This is a genomic window from Arsukibacterium tuosuense, from assembly GCF_900215315.1.
GTDB lineage: Bacteria > Pseudomonadota > Gammaproteobacteria > Enterobacterales > Alteromonadaceae > Alishewanella > Alishewanella tuosuense.
The window spans coordinates 32,014-47,919 of the sequence record NZ_OBEB01000002.1; the positions used below are offsets into that span (position 1 = coordinate 32,014).

Genomic DNA, 15,906 nt, shown 5'->3' on the forward strand with positions numbered 1-15,906 from the left:
CAAGCCAAATTTATTTTCCGGCCAGCGAGCTATTTATCGTATCCCACAAACAAAAAAGCCAGCGGTTAAGCTGGCTTTTAACAAGTGTAATGGCGATTACTACTGTAAAACTGAAATATCAGCGACTTGCAGGAATAATTCCCGCAGCTGTTTTAACAACGCGAGGCGGTTAAAGCGCACGGCGTTATCGTCAGCATTTACCATTACCTGATCAAAAAAGCTGTCGATCACACTACGCATACCGGCTAAATGGGCCAGGCTGTCGCGGTAGCTGTGACCTTCTATCTGATATGCTTGTTCGGCAGTGATTGCCTGATAAAGCGCGTGCTCTGCTGATTCTTGCAGTAAGTTAGTACTTACTTTCGGTGGTATGTCGTCAGCTACTTTCGCCAGAATATTAGCTACTCGCTTATTGGCGGCTGCTAAGGCGGCTGCGGCGTCCAGTTTACTGAATTCGGCCACCGCACTTACCCGCTTGTCAAAGTCACTTGGGCTGGTTGGCCGACGTGCCAGTACAGCCTGAATAACATCGACTGCATAGCCTTCATCCTGATACCAGGCGCGGAACCGTCCCAGCATAAAGTCCAGAACTTCGTCGTCGACTTTTGGGTTAGTTAACTTGTCAGCAAATGTTTGCTGGCTGAAGGCAATAATCTCAACCAGATCCAGAGCCAGTTGTTTCTCAACCATAATCCGCAGCGCACCTATAGCAGCCCGGCGTAATGCAAAGGGGTCTTTATCACCTTTCGGGATCTGGCCGATACCAAAAATACCGACTAAAGTATCCAGTTTATCGGCAATGGCTACCGCAGCGCCTTCTAAGCGGCTTGGTAACTGATCGCCGGCAAAACGCGGCATATACTGCTCGTTTAATGCCAGTGCGACCGCTTCGTCCTCGCCGTCCAGCCGGGCATAATGCATACCCATGATGCCCTGCACTTCCGGAAACTCGCCAACCATATTGGTCATTAAATCGGTTTTCGATAGCAAGCCGGCCCGCTCTGCGGCAGCCTGATCGGCACCAATTTTCGTCGCGACAAAACCGGCTACTTTGCTAATGCGCTCTGATTTTTCCGCCAGGGTACCTAACTGCTGCTGGAACAACACCGTTTTTAAACTATCCAGCCGCTGTTCCAGTTTGGTTTTACAGTCAGTGTTAAAGAAAAACTCAGCATCGGCTAAACGTGGCCGCACGACTTTTTCATTGCCGCTGATAATTTGTTGCGGATCTTTACTTTCAATATTGGTTACAAAGATAAACTTATTCAGTAAATTGCCCTGCTTATCCAACAGCGGGAAGTATTTCTGATTATCTTTCATCGTTGAAATTAACGGTTCAGCCGGCACCTGCAGAAAGCTTTGTTCAAAGCTGCCGACTAATACCACTGGCCATTCCACTAACGACGCCACTTCTTCCAGCAAGGCATCATCCATTTGCGCAGTGGCGTTTAAGCTGTCAGCCGTGGCGTTAACCTGTTCGGCAATCATAGCTTTGCGCTGATGGTAATCTGCCACCACATAAGCCTGCTGCAAGGTCGGTAAATAAGCATCGGCATTGGCAATTTCAACCAGTTCCGGCGCATGGAAACGATGGCCATAACTTTTATTATTGCTGCTGCGGCCCAAAATAGTGGCAGGCACTACCTCGTTGCCATACAGCATAATAATAGTATGTACTGGCCGGATAAACTCCGCATCAGAGCTACCCCAGCGCATTGGCCGGGCAATCGGTAATTTAGCCAGGGCAGTTTTTATAACGTCAGCCAATAACGCAGTGGTGTTCTGGCCCTTCTGTAATTGCTTATGCAGCAACCAGGCACCTTTGTCAGTTTCCAGCCGCTCGGCTTGCTCAACACTTATGCCACAGCCAGCCGCCCAGCCAGCGGCAGCCTTGGTAGGCTTACCATCGGCATCAAAGGCAGCAGCAATAGCAGGGCCGCGCTTCTCGACAACTTTATCGCTCTGGCTCTGTGCAAGGCTGTTTACCCGCACTGCTAAACGCCTGGGTGCGGCATACCAGATCACATCGGTATGGCTAAGCTCTTGTTTTGCCAACTCGCTGGCAATGTTGTCGGCAAAGGCACTGGCCAGAGTTTTAAGCGCTTTTGGTGGCAGCTCTTCAGTACCAATTTCTACCAGAAAATCCTGTGCGCTCATTTGGCCTCCTGCTGTTGTGGCGTAGCGTTTTTACAAAGCGGAAAACCAAGTTTCTCACGGCTGGCGAAATAGGCTTCGGCACAGGCCTTAGCTAAAGTACGCACCCGCAGAATATAACGTTGGCGCTCAGTTACCGATATAGCATGGCGCGCGTCCAACATATTAAAGGCATGCGAGGCTTTCATCACTTTTTCATAAGCCGGTAGCGCCAGGCCCTGCTCTATCAGGTAGTGGCTTTCTTTTTCACATTGGTCAAACTGGGCAAATAATGCCGGTACATCGGCATGCTCAAAGTTATACGTCGACTGCTCAACTTCATTCTGGTGGAATACATCACCGTAGGTAACCAGGCCCAACGGGCCATCGGTCCAGACTAAGTCATAGATAGAATCAACACCCTGAATGTACATGGCGAGACGCTCTAAGCCGTAAGTAATTTCACCGGTAACCGGCCGGCATTCTAAGCCACCCACCTGTTGGAAGTAGGTAAACTGAGTCACTTCCATACCGTTTAACCACACTTCCCAGCCCAGGCCCCAGGCACCCAGCGTGGGTGATTCCCAGTTGTCTTCAACAAAGCGGATATCGTGCACCAGGGTATCAATCCCCAACTCACGCAGTGAGCCTAAGTACAGCTCCTGAATATTGTCTGGCGATGGTTTTAAGATCACTTGAAACTGGTAGTAATGTTGTAAACGGTTCGGGTTTTCACCATAACGGCCATCGGTAGGCCTGCGGCATGGCTGCACATAGGCCACGTTGGTTGGCTCTGGCCCAAGTGAGCGTAGAAAGGTCATCGGGTGGAAGGTACCGGCACCCACTTCTAAATCCAGCGGCTGGACAAGAACACAGCCCTGACGGGCCCAGTAATCCTGTAAGGCCAGTATTAACCCCTGGAAGGTTTTAATATCGTATTTATGCATGCGCTGCTAACTCGCTAAAATGACTGAGGGGCCGCAGCCCCTGTCTTGTTATCTGGTAAAAAACTATACGTCTAAGTTGGCAACGTACAACGCGTTTTCTTCAATAAATGCGCGCCGTGGCTCAACATGGTCACCCATCAGGGTCGCAAACAGCTGGTCTGCACCTACCGCATCTTCGATAGTAACCTGCAGCATTCGCCGGTTTTGCGGGTCCATGGTGGTTTCCCATAGCTGATCCGGATTCATTTCACCCAGTCCTTTATAACGCTGAATATATAAGCCACGCTTTGATTCAGCCATTAACCAGTTAAGTGCTTCAACGAAGGTTTCTACTGGCTTAACCTTTTCACCGCGGCGGATATAAGCACCTTCTTCCATCAAGTCACGAATTTCATCGCCTAAACTAACGATGCTTTGATAATCACGTGAAGTGATAAAGTCGTAATGCAGCGCATATTCGTTATCGATACCATGCTGACGAATAATAACTTTCGGCTGGAACAAGTGACGTTCCCGGTCTTCCAGTACATCGTACTTGTAACTTGAACCGTCACCTTCTTTCTCATCCAACCGTTTTGCCAGAGTTTTTACCCAGGCTTCCACCACGGTTTTATCTTTAACGTTGTCCGGAGAGAGACCAGTAACATAGATAAGCTCGTTTAGTAAGTTGTAAGGAATTTTCCGGCTTAAACGGTCAATAATGGCGGTTACCTTGTGATACAACCGCACCAACTTTTCCAGATGCTCGCCACTGATACCAGGCGCATCGGCATTAACGTGCAGGCTGGCTTCGTCTAACGCTAAGGTGGTTAAGTACTCAACCAGCGATGGCTCATCTTTAATATACTGCTCCTGCTTGCCTTTCTTAACCTTAAACAGTGGTGGCTGAGCAATATAGATATAACCACGCTCAATCAGTTCAGGCATTTGCCGGTAGAAAAAGGTCAGTAACAAGGTACGAATGTGAGAACCGTCGACGTCAGCATCAGTCATCAGCACGATACTGTGGTAACGGGTTTTATCCGGGTTATATTCTTCCCGGCCAATACCACAACCCAAAGCGGTAATCAGCGTGCCCACTTCCTGTGATGACAGCATTTTGTCAAAGCGGGCTTTCTCCACGTTCAGAATTTTACCTTTCAGTGGCAAAATAGCCTGATTTTTTCGATTGCGGCCCTGCTTGGCAGAACCACCTGCTGAGTCACCCTCTACAATATAGAGTTCAGAGAAAGCCGGGTCTTTCTCCTGACAGTCAGCCAGCTTGCCTGGCAAACCGGCAATATCCAACGCGCCTTTGCGCCGGGTCATTTCCCGCGCTTTACGCGCAGCATCACGCGCCCGCGCTGCATCAACTATTTTGCCGACGATAATTTTCGCATCGCCCGGGTTTTCCAGCAGGTATTCGTTCAGTTTCTCGCCCATGATACCTTCTACGGCAGAGCGTACTTCACTGGAAACCAGCTTATCTTTGGTTTGTGAACTGAATTTTGGATCGGGTACTTTTACGCTAACCACAGCGGTTAAGCCTTCACGGGCGTCATCACCTGAGGCCTGTACCTTCATTTTCTTAGCGTAACCTTCGTGCTCAATATAGTTATTCAGCACCCGGGTTAACGCACCACGGAAACCGGCTAAGTGAGCCCCGCCGTCACGCTGTGGAATATTATTGGTAAAGCAAAACACGTTTTCCTGATAGCTATCGTTCCACTGCATCGCCACTTCTACTGAAATACCATCTTCGCGCTGGTCAGTAAAATAGAATGCTTTGGGGTGAACACTGGTTTTGCTGCGGTTCAGATATTGTACGAACGCTTCAATACCGCCTTCATATTTAAAGTGATCTTTCTTGTCGTTGCGTTCGTCCGACAGAATAATACTGACGCCCGAGTTCAGGAACGACAGTTCCCGTAAACGCTTGGCCAGGATATCGTAGTGGTAATCAATATCGCTGAACACTGTCGGGCTTGGCCAGAACCGGATAGCGGTGCCGGTATCTTCTGTTTCACCAATTACTGCCAGAGGCGCCTGCGGTACTCCTAAATGATAAATCTGATTATGGACCTGGCCTTTACGACGAATTGTCAGTTCCAATTTATCAGATAAGGCGTTAACTACCGAAATACCAACACCGTGCAAACCGCCGGATACTTTATAAGAGTTCTCGTCGAACTTACCGCCAGCGTGCAGCACTGTCATAATAACTTCAGCAGCCGATACGCCCTCTTCGTGCATTTCGGTTGGCACACCACGGCCATTGTCACGGACCGATACAGAACCATCGCTATGAATAGTTACCCAGATATCGGTGCAATAGCCAGCCAGGGTTTCGTCGATAGAGTTATCGACCACCTCGAACACCATATGGTGTAAACCAGTGCCGTCATCGGTGTCACCGATATACATGCCTGGTCTTTTACGAACGGCATCCAGCCCTTTTAATACTTTAATACTTGAGGAATCGTAATTATGTTGTTCGGCCATCTTTGTCTGTCCGTGCTGTTATCTGACCGTGTTCCACGTGAAACATTTTGCTGCGTTCGGCAGCAATATAAGGTGAAACCTGATCAGCATTAATTGCAGTAATAAATACCTGTGAATTAATCTGGGTTAAATACTCAAAAACAAGTTGGGTCGAACTGGAATCCAGTTCTGACGCCAAGTCGTCAATCAACAGCAATGGTTGTTTGTTACCACTGTTGCTGATTACATTGTTCTGGGCGATTTTAAGTGCAAATAATAACACTTTTAGCTGGCCACGGGATAATACTTCTTCCACCGTCAGCTGCGCTTTTTTTAACTTTAAATCTGCTTTCTGCGGGCCATACTGGGTAAAACCCTGCCTGCAATCCTGTTCAAAATTCTGTTGCAGTAACGCCAGCAGTGCCTGCTCGCTATTAATCCGCTCAGGCCAGCCACTTTGTAATTGCATAGTGATGTCAGTCAGTAACTCATTCCCGGCAACCAGCAGCTGATAGGCTTGCGTTAGCTGGTCGATATACAACTGGCGCTGGCCCTGCAGCTGCCAGGCCAGGCTGGCGAACTGTTGGTCCCAATACGCAAATTGATCATCATAACGTCGGCGCTGCTTCAAAAGGGAATTACGCTGCTTAAGAACCCGGCTAAACTGCAACCAAACCGGAAAAAAGCCTGGTTCCACGTGGAACACACCCATATCGAAAAATTGCCGGCGTTCCTTTGGGCCACCAAAAAACAAGCGGAAGCTATCTGGCGTTAACAGCTGTACTGGCAGCAAACTGGCAAACTCGGCTAGCCGCTGCACGTTAGCACCATTTAACCGCAGCAGCAATTCAGCTGTCCGACTGCGTTGCAAACCCAGACTATAGCTTTGCTGGTTATTACTGACTTTGGCGTGCAACGTAAAATGCGCAGCGTCGTCTTTAATTAGCCGTTGGTGTACTCTGCTGCGAAAGGAACGGCCATGCGCCAGATAATAAATGGCCTCCAGCAAACTGGTTTTACCGCTGCCATTTTTGCCATAAATAAGATTAAATTCAGGGTGGGCAGTTACAGCCAGCGCCGCCATATTGCGAAACTGGCTGACTTGCAAAGACAACAAAGCCATTATTTACAAGCGCATCGGCATAACAACGTAAGACGCACCTTCGTTACCAACACCTTCAATTAAGGTACTGGAGTTAGCATCATTTAAATGCAAAATAACCAGATCAGTATTCAGGGTGTTTAGCACGTCCAGCATATAACCCACGTTAAAGCCAATTTCCAGTGGCTCCCCCTGATACTCAACTTCAATAACCTCCTCTGCCTGTTCATGCTCAGGGTTATTGGCCATAATTTGCAGCTCATCGTTGTTCAACGTAAAACGCACGCCACGGTATTTTTCATTAGATAAAATTGAAGCGCGGGTACAGGCATCTTTAAGCACCGGCCGGTGGGCAGTAACCAGTTTTGTGCTGTTACGCGGCAGCACCCGCCTATAATCCGGGAATCGGCCATCAATCAGTTTACTGCTAAAGGTAAAACCCTGATCAGACAAGCGGATATGGTTCTGGCCCAGGCTTAACTGAATAAGCTGATCATCATTAGCCAGTAAACGCATAATCTCCAGCACACCTTTACGTGGGATAATGATTTGCTTTTGCTGCAAATTTACACCGGGCAATGCCAGTTTACTGAGTGCCAGACGATGGCCGTCTGTACCCACTGCCGTTAAGCTGCCATTGTCTACTTCAAATAACAAACCATTCAGGTAATAACGAACATCCTGATTCGCCATCGAGAACGCTGTGTCATCCAGTAATTTACGCAATTGCTGGCGGCTGATACTGATATCAACCTCGCCCTGCCAGCTTTCCAGATTAGGGTATTCGGCAGCACTTAAGGTTGACAAGGTAAATTTAGTTTTGCCACAGGTTAAAATGCAGCTTTCAGCCTGCATTACCACTTTAATATCGCTATTTTCCGGTAAGCTGCGGCAAATATCCAACAGCTTTTTCGCCGGCACAGTAACCCGGCCAACCTGTTGCACCTGCACAGCGTCAGTGGTGGCAACCAGCTCAACTTCTAAGTCTGTACCAGTTAATGCCAGCTGCTGTTCTGTTACTTCCAGCAACACGTTAGATAAAATAGGTAAAGTGTGACGGCGTTCTATGGCACCCGACACCATTTGCAGTGGCTTGAGTAAGGCGTCTCTGTTGATAACAAATTGCATAGCTTAACCCTAGTTAGGATGACCCTGTTAAAACCTGCTATGAAGACAACGTGCGAATGAGGTTTTGAAAATCCTCTTTTATTTCGTGGGTTTCTTCTTTCAATGATTCTATTTTGCGACAGGCATGCAGCACTGTCGTATGATCACGACCACCAAACGCATCACCTATTTCCGGCAGACTGTGGTTGGTAAGTTCTTTCGATAACGCCATGGCCATCTGTCGCGGCCGCGCCACTGAACGGGACCGGCGTTTTGACAACAAATCAGCCACCCGAATTTTGTAATATTCAGCTACTGTTTTCTGAATGTTTTCTATGGTGACCAGCTTATCCTGCAATGCCAGTAAGTCTCGTAATGCTTCACGAACGAAATCTATGGTTATCGGCCGACCGGTAAAATTGGCGTTGGCAATAACCCGGTTTAACGCGCCTTCAAGTTCACGGACGTTAGAGCGTAAGCGCTTGGCAACAAAAAAGGCGACTTCTTCCGGCAAACGAATTTGGTTTTCCTGCGCTTTGCGCATCAGAATCGCTACCCGGGTCTCGAGCTCCGGCGGTTCGATAGCGATGGTTAAACCCCAGCCAAAACGTGATTTCAGGCGGTCTTCCACACCATCTATTTCTTTCGGGTAACGGTCGCTGGTCAGAATGATTTGCTGGTTTCCTTCCAGCAACGCATTAAAGGTATGGAAGAACTCTTCCTGCGAGCGCTCTTTATTGGCAAAAAACTGAATATCATCGATAAGCAGCGCATCAACCGAACGGTAATAGCGCTTAAACTCTTCTATAGCATTGTTTTGTAACGCTTTTACCATATCCTGCACAAAGCGTTCTGAGTGCATATAAATTACTTTCGCGTCAGGCTTCTTGGCTAGAATGCCGTTGCCTACCGCATGTAACAAGTGAGTTTTACCTAAACCGGTGCCGCCGTAGATAAATAACGGGTTATAAGCGGTACCCGGGTTATCAGCAACCTGGCTGGCCGCGGCACGCGCTAACTGGTTCGACTTACCTTCAACGAAATTGGTAAAGGTATAATTAGCCCGCACGTTACTACGCACTATGGTTTTTGGGGCGGGCTCAGCGGTTTCACGCGGTGCCGGGCCAGGGTTATTCTGGCTGGCTTCCGGCTGTGGTAAATGGCTGTTGCCCGGCGGCCGTTTAGTTTGCTGTTGGCTGTTACCAACATCAAACTTCAGCCGGGGGGCATCGTCACCACAATAATCCTGGATCAGTTCCAGGATCCGGTTCAGGTACTTTTCGCGTACCCAATCCAGTACAAACCGGTTTGGCGCATACAGGATCAGCGAGTCAGACGAGCTATCTGCCTGTAGAGGCCGGATCCACATACTGAAATGCTGGGCAGGAAGCTCCGCCTGCAATGCCTGTAAACAATTTTGCCAAACAGATTGATACACCGTGTCTCCTGAAGCCCTGGTTAAAATTATAAATTAAGGCTGGTGTCATTACGCAAGTCGGCCATTATCGTATGATCTTATCCACAAGTTCAACATTGACTTTTCAAAAAAAACCTCTGCTGCAAATAAATTAATGTAAGCATCTGTATTTGTTAATTAATAATGCCTTATTCTATTTAATAATACTGAACAAATCCGGCAGCACTTTCTGGCCTAAAAAACAATTAACCCACATTTTATTCAGTAAGATCAGTGAGGCTGTGGAAAACTTATTAAAGTGAACAGTAAAACAACGATCAGATCAGAATAAAAGTAAGGATCGCATTGACTTTGTAGCCCGAACTACTTAAAATTCGCGCTCATTTTTGTCAGCTGCGTTTTGGTGTATTTGCTAAAACACAGGTAATCTTAGTAAATATTTCGACCGGACGGATGAAATTATGAGTAAAAGAACGTTTCAACCAAGCGTATTAAAACGCAAGCGCAACCACGGTTTCCGTGCACGCATGGCCACTAAAAATGGTCGCCAGGTTTTAGCGCGTCGTCGTGCTAAGGGCCGTCAGCGTTTATCAGCGTAATCGGCTGTTAAGCGCTGCGTGGTCAGCCTGAACTTCGGCCGGGAGTTACGCCTGTTAGCTCCCAGTCAATTCGACAATGTCTTCCAACACCCTTTTCGGGTTGCTTCTCCCCTGTTTACCATTCTTGCAAAACCAAATCAGCTTACACACCCGCGATTAGGCCTTACTATCGCTAAAAAACGTGTTAAATTGGCCGTGCAACGCAATCGTATAAAACGTTGTGTGCGTGACAGCTTTCGTTTGCATCAACACCAGTTGCCCGGCGTCGATCTGGTATTAATGGTAAAGGGTGATATCAGTAACACCCCGAATAGTGAACTGTTGAAACAACTGGAACGGCTATGGAGCAAAATCGCTCGCCAGTACATCGCTTTACAATCAAGCTGATGTTAATGCTGGTTCGTGGTTATCAGCTGGTATTAAGCCCGCTGCTGGGACCACATTGCCGCTTCAATCCAACATGCTCACACTATGCCATTACTGCTATTGAACGCTTTGGTGCGGTAAAAGGTGCTTGGTTAGCAGGCAAACGCATATTAAAATGTCACCCCTTACATAAGGGCGGTGATGATCCCGTTCCTGATAAGCATAATGAGAAAAGCTAACCCATGGATTCACAACGCAGTTTTTTAGTAATTGCCCTGGCAATCGTCAGTTTTTTCCTTTGGCAGGAATGGCAAAAAGATTATGGCCCAAAACCCATTGCCGCCCCCACTACGGCTGAACAGGCACAAAGTGTCACGCCAGGCAGCAGTACTACCGACAGTAACGGTGACATCCGGCTAACCGGTGATGATGCGCCCAGCCAGGTTACCGAGACCGCCACCCCATCGGCCCAGCTGGTAACAGTGGCAACCGACGTATTAAATGTTGAGATTGATACCAGCCGTGGTGACATTGTTGGCCTGACCTTGCCTGAATACGAACTAACCAAGGGCAGTGAGCTGCCGTATGTATTAATGCGCAAACTGCCTGGTTTTGAATATACCGCGCAATCTGGCTTAATTGGTGCAGATGGCCCGGATGACCAGACCAACAGTCGTCAGCCATATCAGTTTGCGCAGCAGCAGTATCAACTGGCTGATGGCAGTGATGAGCTGGTAGTACCGCTGGTGACTAATTTTAACGGCTTACAAATAGAAAAGCGCTTTATCTTCAGTCGCGGCAAATATGATGTCCGGGTAGAGTATTCTATTGTCAACGAAAGTGATGTCAGTAAGCGTATTCAGCCTTATCAGCACCTGGTGCAAAACATCGATAACGGCGAAAGCAGCAGCATGATGATGCCTATTTACCGGGGTGCAGCTTACGGCAGCAATGAAGACCGCTACGAAAAATACGACTTTGACGATATGGCCAAGAACAACCTGGCTATTAATAGCACTGGTGGCTGGGTTGCGATGCTGGAGCACTACTTTGTCGCTGCCTGGGTACCTGACCAAACTCAGCCGCAACGTCTGTATAGTATGGTATCAGGTGCCAAAGGTGTTATTGGCAGCCGCAGTGAAGTGATTGAATTACAGCCTGGCGAAAGCACGGTAGTTGGCAGCACCTTTTATGCCGGCCCGAAACAGCAGGATAAATTAGCCGTGCTGGCCGATGGCCTGGATTTAACTGTTGATTACGGCTTCCTGTTTTTTATTTCGCAGCCGTTATTCTGGTTACTAACCACCATTCAGGGCTTTGTAGTGAACTGGGGTCTGGCGATTATTCTGATCACCGTTCTTGTTAAAGGCATTATGTACCCGCTGACCAAAATTCAATATGAATCAATGGCCAAGATGCGCAACTTAAAGCCAAAAATTGAAGAGCTGCAAGCCCGGTATAAAGATGACCGCCAGAAAATGGGCCCGGCGATGATGGAGCTGTACCGCAAAGAAAAAGTTAACCCTATGGGTGGCTGTTTACCGATGCTGGTACAAATGCCGATTTTCCTGGCGTTATACTGGGTATTCGTAGAAAGCGTCGAGCTGCGCCATGCACCGTTTATGCTGTGGATCACTGACTTATCGGCGAAAGATCCGTGGTACATCCTGCCGGTGCTGTTTGGTTTAAGTATGTTCGCCATGCAAAAACTGACACCAATGCAGGTTACCGATCCGCTACAACAGAAAATTATGATGTGGATGCCAGTTGCGTTCTCAGTATTCTTTATCTGGTTCCCAAGCGGCCTGGTACTTTACTGGTTTGTCAGTAACCTTATTTCACTGGCGCAAATGCTGTATATCTACAAAGGTATGGAAAAGAAAGGCTTACATACCAAGAAAGCCTGACGACAATACCGACAGGCTGGAGTCGGGTGTTCTTGCGTAGCAGCGGCAGGGATGCCGCGCAGGCTGAGAGAGCACAGGGATGTGCTGTCGAAGGCGGCGAAGCAGGAATTTCCCGGCTCCGGCCAGATGTAAAAATTAGCCTGTCAGCATCATGCGACAGGCTTTTTCCATTAAGAGGCAACTATGTTTAGTACCGACACCATCGCCGCTTTAGCCACCGCGCCCGGCCGCGCCGGTGTTGGTATTATCCGCATTTCCGGCCCCGACACTAAAAAAGTTGCTCAGGCAATCTTGCATAAGCTGCCTAAACCCCGCTATGCCGAGTACTTACCTTTTTTTGATAACGAAGCAAGGGTGCTGGATCAGGGCATCGCCCTGTTCTTCCCAGGCCCCAATTCCTTTACCGGCGAAGATGTACTCGAGTTACAAGGCCACGGCGGCCCGGTGCTGCTCGATATGCTGTTAAAACAGGTGCTGGCTGCACCAAATGTGCGGATTGCACGCCCTGGTGAATTCTCGGAACGGGCTTTTCTGAACGACAAGCTCGATTTAGCCCAGGCCGAAGCCATTGCCGATTTAATTGATGCCAGTAGTGTGCAAGCGGCCCGCAGTGCTATGCAATCACTGCAAGGTGAGTTCTCGCGCCGGATTCACGAATTAGTGGAAAAGGTCATTTACCTACGGATGTATGTCGAAGCTGCAATAGATTTCCCCGATGAAGAAATTGACTTTTTATCGGACGGCAAAGTGGCCACTGATTTGGCAGAGATTATTGATTATCTGGCCACCGTTAAAAAACAGGCGGCGCAAGGCAGTATTTTGCGTGAAGGCATGAAAGTGGTGATAGCGGGCCGGCCTAATGCCGGTAAATCCAGTTTGTTAAATGCCTTAGCCGGGCGTGAAGCCGCTATTGTTACTGAGATAGCCGGCACCACCCGCGATGTGCTGCGTGAGCATATTCATATTGATGGCATGCCTTTGCATATTATAGACACCGCCGGTTTGCGCGAAGCGACCGATCAGGTAGAACAAATAGGGATAGAGCGCGCCTGGCAGGAAATTGCCCAGGCCGACAGGGTATTATTTATGGTCGACGGCACCACCACTGACGCTACCGACCCGCACGCTATCTGGCCCGACTTTATTGACCGCCTGCCCGCGAGCTTAGGGGTTACCGTTATTCGCAATAAAGCTGATATTACCGGCGAGATTCTGATACCAGATGTAAAGCAGAACAGCAGCAAGGCTCCTGTTTATAGCATATCAGCGAAAACCGGCGCCGGTATAGATGCGCTGCGTGAGCATCTCAAGCAATGCATTGGTTTTGACGCCAGTACCGAAGGCAGCTTCCTGGCCCGCCGCCGTCATTTAGATGCGCTCGATCGCGCCGCCGAACATCTGGCCATTGGCCAGGAGCAACTCCACAGCTATATTGCCGGCGAAATTCTGGCTGAAGAGCTGCGACTAACCCAGCAGCACTTAAATGAAATTACCGGCGAATTTAGCAGTGATGATTTATTAGGGCGGATCTTCAGCTCATTTTGTATCGGCAAGTAATCTTGTAGCAGCTTCCCAGCTATTTTACCGCATCCAGCTGTTGCGCGGTTTGGTCAGTCCCGATTAATACCGCTATCAGCAAGGCACCCAGGCCTACAAAGCCGGCGGCCAGATATAGACCTAACGTATAGTAACCACTTACTTCTGCCAGATAGCCCGTGAGAGCAGGTGCGATTACCTGGGCACTGCCGTAGGCTAAGGTCATCTTGCCCATTAGTTTCGCCGGTTTACTGGGGTATAAGCGGCCGGCCATTGTCAGCACTAAACTGACCACGCCGATAAAAGTCGCGCCAAATAAGGCGGCGCTTAACAGCACCACCGTTAATGAGCTGAACCATAGCGGCAGTAAAATCGCCAGCATTTGCGCCAGTAGCGCCAGCATTATCGCTTTCAGGTAGCCGGTTTTGCGGGCAATAAAGTCCCATAGCAGCACGGCGGGGGCGGCGGCTAAACCCAGTACAATAAAACTCAGGTTACCGCTGCCAGTTAAACCCGGCATGCGCTCTACTATGGTGACGATAAAGGTGGCGCTAATCACATAACCATAGCCGGCGCAAAAATAACTGGCCAGCAGCAGACGGTAAAAGCGTTTAGTGGGTGGGGTATCGGCTGAGCGGCCAGCTGCACTAACCGTAACGCTGGCAGGGCGTGGTAACCAACGCCAGGCCGGAATAGCCAGCAGCACCGCCAGCAAGGTGAAGTATTGCCACTGGGCGCGCCAGTCCAACTGCAGTTTTAGCATCAGTTCTACCAACACCGCAGCAAGCGCAATACCCAGGCCCAGCCCGGCAAAGTGAATACCCAGTTCAGCGCGCTGCTTATGGCTAAGCAGCCAGTGCATGATCAGGCCGGAAGCAATCAGCATTGAGCCGGCACTGCTTAAACCTGCCACAAAGCGCCAGAATGACCACAGATAAACGTTCTCGGTGAATGCCATGCCAAGGGTACTTAAAACCGCCAGAACCAGGCCAAGCCGGTACAGGCTGTCTTTTAGTTTAAGGTTAGTCAGGTTGGCCGCCAGCAGCGCACCGGTCATATAGCCCAGGTAATTAATAGCTGCCAGCATACCGCCGCTGCTATCAGTCAGGATGGTTTGCTGCTGCATCAGCGGCAGTAGCGGCGTATAGGCAAAGCGGGCCACGCCCAGGCAAAGTAACTGGCTGAAAAACCCGGCTAACAAGACATAGTAGCGCTGTGGCAACTGATACCCCTGCTGTAAGTTGTCGAGACTGGCGAAGCCTGCAAGCAAAAACCCAGCTTAGCCCAGAAAAAAAGGCCGCGATATGCGGCCTTAGTCGGAAAGGGTTTTACTGCTCCGGCAGCAATAGTTGTAGCAATAGCTATCGGGCGTACGTTGCAGTTAGTGTCGCCTTGGCCAAGGCATTCGCATTTAGCATAAAACTGACCACTGCAGCGCTGGCATCGTCTGGCACGGCCAGCGTTTCCTCCGGTAATGCCCAGACCGTAAACTGGTAACGGTGCATACCATGACCTTCAGGCGGGCAGGCGCCACCAAAGTCTTTACTGCCATAATCGTTGTTAAAGCTGCGACAACCCGGCGGCAAACGGCCTTTACCCACTCCCTGGGCTAAGCCGGTGGCATCGGCCGGAATATCGGTTACCAGCCAGTGCCAGAATCCCGAGCTGGTGGGTGCGTCCGGGTCAAATACAGTTAGTGCAAAACTTTTTGTATCCTGCGGTGGATTTTGCCACGCCAATTCAGGTGACACATTGTCACCGCTACAGCCAAAGCCATCGAATTCGTGGACTTTAGCCATAAAATGGCCTTCCTGCAGATCCGGGCTGCTGAGGGTAAAACGCGCGTCAGTCATATTGCCTCCATAGCTTATAAAAAGTTAGTAACCACTTACTTATACTGAGATAACCACTGATAAAAGGCTTGTTTGGGTAAAGCACCAGCTTGCTGCGCCAGCACCTTGCCCTGCTTAAACAACATTATGGTAGGAATAGAACGAATATTAAACTGGCCTGCCAATTGTTGTTGCTGCTCAGTATCAATTTTGCCAAACCGAAAGTGCGGTTCCAGTTCAGCAGCGGCCTGGCTGAAAACCGGCGCAAAACTCTTACACGGCCCACACCAGCTGGCCCAGAAATCGACTACTAACGGCAGTTCAGACTTATGAGCGTGAGCGGCAAAGTTAGCAGCAGTCAGCTCTAACGGCTGACCGGCAAACAGGGCCTGCTTACATTTGCCGCAGTTGGCATTCAGGGCCGGCTTGTCAGCCGGTAAACGGTTAAGGCTATGGCAATTCGGACAGGCAACAATCATTGCAGGCTCCCGCTAACGGAT

The 15,906-nt window shown here is 49.2% G+C and carries 14 protein-coding genes; 5 read left to right on the forward strand and 9 right to left on the reverse strand.

The window, feature by feature from the left end:
- Positions 1–99 precede the first annotated feature (99 nt).
- The 6 genes from glyS to dnaA form a co-directional block, all read right to left on the reverse strand.
- Entirely contained in the window at positions 100–2,157 is a 2,058-nt protein-coding gene (glyS, locus tag CRO03_RS04705) for a glycine--tRNA ligase subunit beta (RefSeq protein ID WP_097110489.1), read from the reverse strand.
- A complete protein-coding gene (gene glyQ / locus CRO03_RS04710) occupies positions 2,154–3,080 on the reverse strand; it encodes a glycine--tRNA ligase subunit alpha (protein ID WP_097110490.1) in 927 nt (308 codons plus the stop codon). Before glyQ ends, glyS begins: the two co-directional genes overlap by 4 nt.
- A gap of 63 nt (positions 3,081–3,143) precedes the next feature.
- Positions 3,144–5,561, reverse strand: a complete 2,418-nt coding sequence (gyrB, locus tag CRO03_RS04715) for a DNA topoisomerase (ATP-hydrolyzing) subunit B (protein WP_097110491.1) — start codon at positions 5,559–5,561, stop codon at positions 3,144–3,146.
- Positions 5,545–6,663: a DNA replication/repair protein RecF gene (gene recF / locus CRO03_RS04720; RefSeq protein WP_097110492.1), complete on the reverse strand. Its 1,119-nt coding sequence runs from the start codon at positions 6,661–6,663 to the stop codon at positions 5,545–5,547. The genes gyrB and recF overlap by 17 nt, the downstream gene beginning before the upstream one ends.
- Positions 6,664–6,666: 3 nt before the next feature.
- A complete protein-coding gene (gene dnaN / locus CRO03_RS04725; protein WP_097110493.1) occupies positions 6,667–7,770 on the reverse strand; it encodes a DNA polymerase III subunit beta in 1,104 nt (367 codons plus the stop codon).
- 37 nt (positions 7,771–7,807) lie between these two features.
- The gene (gene dnaA / locus CRO03_RS04730; RefSeq protein WP_097110494.1) at positions 7,808–9,187 is read right to left on the reverse strand and encodes a chromosomal replication initiator protein DnaA; all 1,380 of its coding nucleotides are present in this window, start codon (positions 9,185–9,187) and stop codon (positions 7,808–7,810) included.
- Between the two features lie 440 nt (positions 9,188–9,627).
- Between dnaA and rpmH the strand changes: the two genes are divergently transcribed.
- From rpmH to mnmE, 5 genes are all read left to right on the forward strand, one after another.
- Positions 9,628–9,765: a 50S ribosomal protein L34 gene (gene rpmH / locus CRO03_RS04735; RefSeq protein WP_083923053.1), complete on the forward strand. Its 138-nt coding sequence runs from the start codon at positions 9,628–9,630 to the stop codon at positions 9,763–9,765.
- A gap of 18 nt (positions 9,766–9,783) precedes the next feature.
- A complete protein-coding gene (rnpA, locus tag CRO03_RS04740) occupies positions 9,784–10,152 on the forward strand; it encodes a ribonuclease P protein component (RefSeq protein WP_097110495.1) in 369 nt (122 codons plus the stop codon).
- Positions 10,107–10,370: a membrane protein insertion efficiency factor YidD gene (gene yidD, locus CRO03_RS04745; protein ID WP_026349383.1), complete on the forward strand. Its 264-nt coding sequence runs from the start codon at positions 10,107–10,109 to the stop codon at positions 10,368–10,370. Before rnpA ends, yidD begins: the two co-directional genes overlap by 46 nt.
- A gap of 3 nt (positions 10,371–10,373) precedes the next feature.
- Positions 10,374–12,038, forward strand: a complete 1,665-nt coding sequence (gene yidC / locus CRO03_RS04750) for a membrane protein insertase YidC (RefSeq protein ID WP_097110496.1) — start codon at positions 10,374–10,376, stop codon at positions 12,036–12,038.
- A 183-nt stretch (positions 12,039–12,221) separates the two neighbouring features.
- The gene (gene mnmE, locus CRO03_RS04755) at positions 12,222–13,595 is read left to right on the forward strand and encodes a tRNA uridine-5-carboxymethylaminomethyl(34) synthesis GTPase MnmE (RefSeq protein WP_097110497.1); all 1,374 of its coding nucleotides are present in this window, start codon (positions 12,222–12,224) and stop codon (positions 13,593–13,595) included.
- A gap of 19 nt (positions 13,596–13,614) precedes the next feature.
- Here the strand turns inward: mnmE and CRO03_RS04760 are convergent, their stop codons facing one another.
- The 3 genes from CRO03_RS04760 to trxC form a co-directional block, all read right to left on the reverse strand.
- Positions 13,615–14,844 (reverse strand): YbfB/YjiJ family MFS transporter, encoded by a 1,230-nt coding sequence (locus CRO03_RS04760; RefSeq protein ID WP_212682342.1) that lies wholly within the window; start codon positions 14,842–14,844, stop codon positions 13,615–13,617.
- 91 nt (positions 14,845–14,935) lie between these two features.
- Complete coding sequence (locus CRO03_RS04765; protein WP_097110498.1) at positions 14,936–15,427, reverse strand: YbhB/YbcL family Raf kinase inhibitor-like protein; 492 nt, start codon at positions 15,425–15,427, stop codon at positions 14,936–14,938.
- Between the two features lie 35 nt (positions 15,428–15,462).
- Entirely contained in the window at positions 15,463–15,885 is a 423-nt protein-coding gene (trxC, locus tag CRO03_RS04770; protein ID WP_097110499.1) for a thioredoxin TrxC, read from the reverse strand.
- Positions 15,886–15,906: the final 21 nt, after the last annotated feature.

What these genes read in the sequence shown, in the direction of transcription:
- glyS (WP_097110489.1), bottom strand. Translation starts at nt 2,157, where the DNA reads ATGAGCGCACAGGATTTTCTGGTAGAAATTGGTACTGAAGAGCTGCCA.
- glyQ (WP_097110490.1), bottom strand. Translation starts at nt 3,080, where the DNA reads ATGCATAAATACGATATTAAAACCTTCCAGGGGTTAATACTGGCCTTA.
- gyrB (WP_097110491.1), bottom strand. Translation starts at nt 5,561, where the DNA reads ATGGCCGAACAACATAATTACGATTCCTCAAGTATTAAAGTATTAAAA.
- recF (WP_097110492.1), bottom strand. Translation starts at nt 6,663, where the DNA reads ATGGCTTTGTTGTCTTTGCAAGTCAGCCAGTTTCGCAATATGGCGGCG.
- dnaN (WP_097110493.1), bottom strand. Translation starts at nt 7,770, where the DNA reads ATGCAATTTGTTATCAACAGAGACGCCTTACTCAAGCCACTGCAAATG.
- rpmH (WP_083923053.1), top strand. Translation starts at nt 9,628, where the DNA reads ATGAGTAAAAGAACGTTTCAACCAAGCGTATTAAAACGCAAGCGCAAC.
- yidD (WP_026349383.1), top strand. Translation starts at nt 10,107, where the DNA reads ATGGAGCAAAATCGCTCGCCAGTACATCGCTTTACAATCAAGCTGATG.
- yidC (WP_097110496.1), top strand. Translation starts at nt 10,374, where the DNA reads ATGGATTCACAACGCAGTTTTTTAGTAATTGCCCTGGCAATCGTCAGT.
- mnmE (WP_097110497.1), top strand. Translation starts at nt 12,222, where the DNA reads ATGTTTAGTACCGACACCATCGCCGCTTTAGCCACCGCGCCCGGCCGC.
- CRO03_RS04765 (WP_097110498.1), bottom strand. Translation starts at nt 15,427, where the DNA reads ATGACTGACGCGCGTTTTACCCTCAGCAGCCCGGATCTGCAGGAAGGC.
- trxC (WP_097110499.1), bottom strand. Translation starts at nt 15,885, where the DNA reads ATGATTGTTGCCTGTCCGAATTGCCATAGCCTTAACCGTTTACCGGCT.